This is a genomic window from Streptomyces flavofungini (assembly GCF_041028215.1).
Lineage (GTDB): Bacteria > Actinomycetota > Actinomycetes > Streptomycetales > Streptomycetaceae > Streptomyces > Streptomyces flavofungini_B.
The window spans coordinates 1-3,030 of sequence record NZ_JASKYR010000793.1 but is presented as its reverse complement, the minus strand read 5'-3'; the positions used below and the strand labels follow the sequence as shown (position 1 = coordinate 3,030).

Sequence of the window (3,030 nt, the reverse complement as noted above, 5' to 3'; positions counted from 1 at the left end):
ATCTCAGGTCCGTCGGGGCCCCCGTCGCCGCGGGGCCCGTCGAAACACCCCCGGCCACGCCCGGGTACCCGCGCCTGCGGGCGGTCGGCGACGACGAACGGGCGGCGGTCGACCCCGCGGAGTTCCGGCGCGTGCTCGGAAACTTCGCCACCGGGGTCACAGTGATCACCGCGCCGCCCGCCGACGGCACCTCAGCGGGACCGGCCGGACCGGCGGGGTTCGCCTGCCAGTCCTTCGCGTCGCTCTCGCTCGCCCCGCCCCTCGTCTCCTTCATGGTGGCGCGGACCTCGACGTCCTGGCCGCGCATCGCGCGCGCGGGCGTCTTCTGCGTGAACGTACTCGGCGCCGGTCAGGCCGGGCTCTGCCGGGCCTTCGCGGTCAGCGGGGCGGACAAGTTCGCCGGGGTGGAGTACGACGCGGCGCCCGTGTCCGGTGCGCCGCGCCTGTCCGGGGCGACGGCCTGGATCGACTGCACGATCCAGGCGGTGCACACCGGGGGCGACCACCTCATCGTCGTCGGCCGGGTGGACGCGCTCGGCGCGACGACGGACGACGACGAGGGACCGCTCCTCTTCCACCGGGGCGCGTTCGGCCGCCTCATCCGGTGACGGCGGGCGTCCGGCGCCGGATCACCAGGGCCATCAGCGCGGCCGCCGCGCACAGCGCCCCGGAGGCGTACCACATCACGTCGTACGAGCCGAAGGCGTCCCGCGCGACACCGCCGAGGAAGGCGACGAGAGCGGCGCCGACCTGGTGCGAGGCCAGGACCCAGCCGAAGACGATCGCGCTGTCGTCGCCGTACTGCTCGCGGCAGAGAGCGAGGGTCGGCGGGACGGTGGCCACCCAGTCGAGGCCGTAGAAGACGATGAAGAGCAGCATCGGCGGGTGGACGGTCGGCGCGAGCAGCAGGGGCAGGAAGAGCAGCGAGACGCCGCGCAGCGCGTAGTAGACGGCGAGCAGGCGACGCGCGTCGAAGCGGTCGGTGAACCAGCCGGAGGCGATCGTGCCCACGACGTCGAAGACACCGATGACGGCGAGCAGTGAAGCGGCGGCCTGGACGGGCATGTGCTCGTCGTGCGCGGCGGGTACGAAGTGCGTCTGGACCAGCCCGTTCGTGGAGGCGCCGCAGATCGCGAAGGTCCCCGCGAGCAGCCAGAACGGCCCGGTGCGCGCCGCATCCCTGAGCACCCTCAGCGTGCGCCGGGCGGCCCCCGGCACGGCGGGCGGCTTCGCCACGAACGCCTCGGCCCCGTACGGCTTCAGCCCGACATCGGCCGGATGGTCGCGCAGCAGCAGCCATACGAACGGGACGACGGCCAGGGCGGCGAGCGCGACCGTCACGGCGGCGGGACGCCAGTCGTGCTCCTCCACCACCCAGGAGAGGACGGGAAGGAAGATCAGTTGTCCGGAGGCGGAGGCGGCCGTGAGGACGCCGGTGACCAGACCGCGCCGCTCGGTGAACCAGCGGTTGGTGACGGTGGCCGCGAAGGCGAGCGCCATGGAGCCGGAGCCGAGCCCGACCAGCAGCCCCCAGCACAGCAGGAGCTGCCAGGCGGAGTCCATCCACACCGTGAGGCCGGAGCCGAGCGAGATGACGATCAGGGCGACCGCGACGACCCTGCGGATGCCGAAGCGGTCCATCAGGGCGGCGGCGAAGGGGGCGGTGAGCCCGTACAGCGCGAGGTTGACGGAGACGGCGAGGCCGATCGTGCCGCGCGACCAGTCGAACTCCTCGTGCAGCGGGTCGATGAGCAGGCCCGGCAGGGAGCGGAACGCGGCCGCGCCGATGATCGTCACGAAGGTCACCGCGGCGACGAACCAGGCGCGGTGGACGCGGCGGCGGGCGGGTCGGGGCGTGCGGTCGCGTACGCCCGTCGCGGGCGACTCGGTTGTCTGGGTCACGTCACACAGCATCCGGCCATGGCCGACGCCGTACGAGTGGCCCGAGGGACAGTGTTCGCTAGGATCGGGCCATGGCCGGCAGAGGAGCACCCACCCCCGCGCACCGCGTCGTCGTCCTGGCCCTGGACGGCGTGATCCCGTTCGAACTCGGCATCCCCCAGCGCATCTTCGGCCGCGCCCGCACCCCGGAGGGCAGGCCTCTGTACGAGGTGGTGACCTGCGGCGTACGCGGTCCGGGCCCGATCCGCACCGACGCCGACTTCGACATCACGGTCGTCCACGGCCCCGAGGCACTGGCCACGGCGGACACGGTGGTGGTCCCGGCCTCCTACGAACTCGGCCCGGTGTTCGAGGAGGGCAGACTGACCGAGGAACTGACCGCGGCCCTCGCCCACCTCCCCGCGGGCGCACGCCTGGTGGCGATCTGCACGGGCGGCTACCTGCTGGCCGCGGCGGGCCTCCTCGACGGCCGCCCGGCGACCACCCACTGGTCGTCGGCGGAACACTTCCAGGCGTTGTTCCCGCGGGTCAAGGTGGATGCGGATGTGCTGTTCATCGACGACGGGGAGGTGCTGACCTCGGCGGGCGTGGCGGCGGGAATAGACCTCTGCCTCCATCTCGTACGCCGTGACCACGGCAGCGCGGTCGCCAACGACGTGGCCCGTCGTACGGTCGTGCCGCCGCACCGGGACGGCGGGCAGGCCCAGTACATCCAGCGCCCGGTGCCCGAGCCGCAGCTCGCGACCACGCGGACGGCCCGCACCTGGGCACTCGGCCGCCTGGACCAGCCGCTCCAGCTCCGCGACATGGCCGAGCAGGAGGCGATGTCGGTGCGGACCTTCACCCGCCGGTTCCGCGAGGAGGTCGGGATGAGCCCCGGCCAGTGGCTCACCCAGCAACGGGTGGAGCGCGCCCGGCACCTCCTGGAGTCCAGCGACCTGTCCGTGGACCACATCGCGAGGGCCGCCGGTTTCGGCACGGCCCAGTCGATGCGCCAGCACCTGCAATCGGCCCTGGGAGTCACCCCCACCGCGTACCGCCGCACGTTCCGCGAGATCGCCACGGGGTGAGAACACGGACGGGCGGCAGCCGCGCCACAGCGGGAGGGGGTCAGAACGTGAGGACGGC

General features: G+C 73.3%; 3 protein-coding genes. 2 read left to right on the top strand and 1 reads right to left on the bottom strand.

The window, feature by feature from the left end; all coding sequences use genetic code 11:
* Positions 1–608: flavin reductase family protein (locus AB8Z36_RS34545; RefSeq protein ID WP_369217338.1), on the top strand; the 608-nt coding region annotated here is incomplete at its 5' end.
* Here the strand turns inward: AB8Z36_RS34545 and AB8Z36_RS34540 are convergent.
* Complete coding sequence (locus AB8Z36_RS34540) at positions 598–1,902, bottom strand: MFS transporter (protein WP_369217337.1); 1,305 nt, start codon at positions 1,900–1,902, stop codon at positions 598–600. The genes AB8Z36_RS34545 and AB8Z36_RS34540 overlap by 11 nt on opposite strands.
* A 71-nt stretch (positions 1,903–1,973) precedes the next feature.
* Between AB8Z36_RS34540 and AB8Z36_RS34535 the strand changes: the two genes are divergently transcribed.
* Positions 1,974–2,972: a GlxA family transcriptional regulator gene (locus tag AB8Z36_RS34535; protein WP_369217336.1), complete on the top strand. Its 999-nt coding sequence runs from the start codon at positions 1,974–1,976 to the stop codon at positions 2,970–2,972.
* Positions 2,973–3,030: the final 58 nt, after the last annotated feature.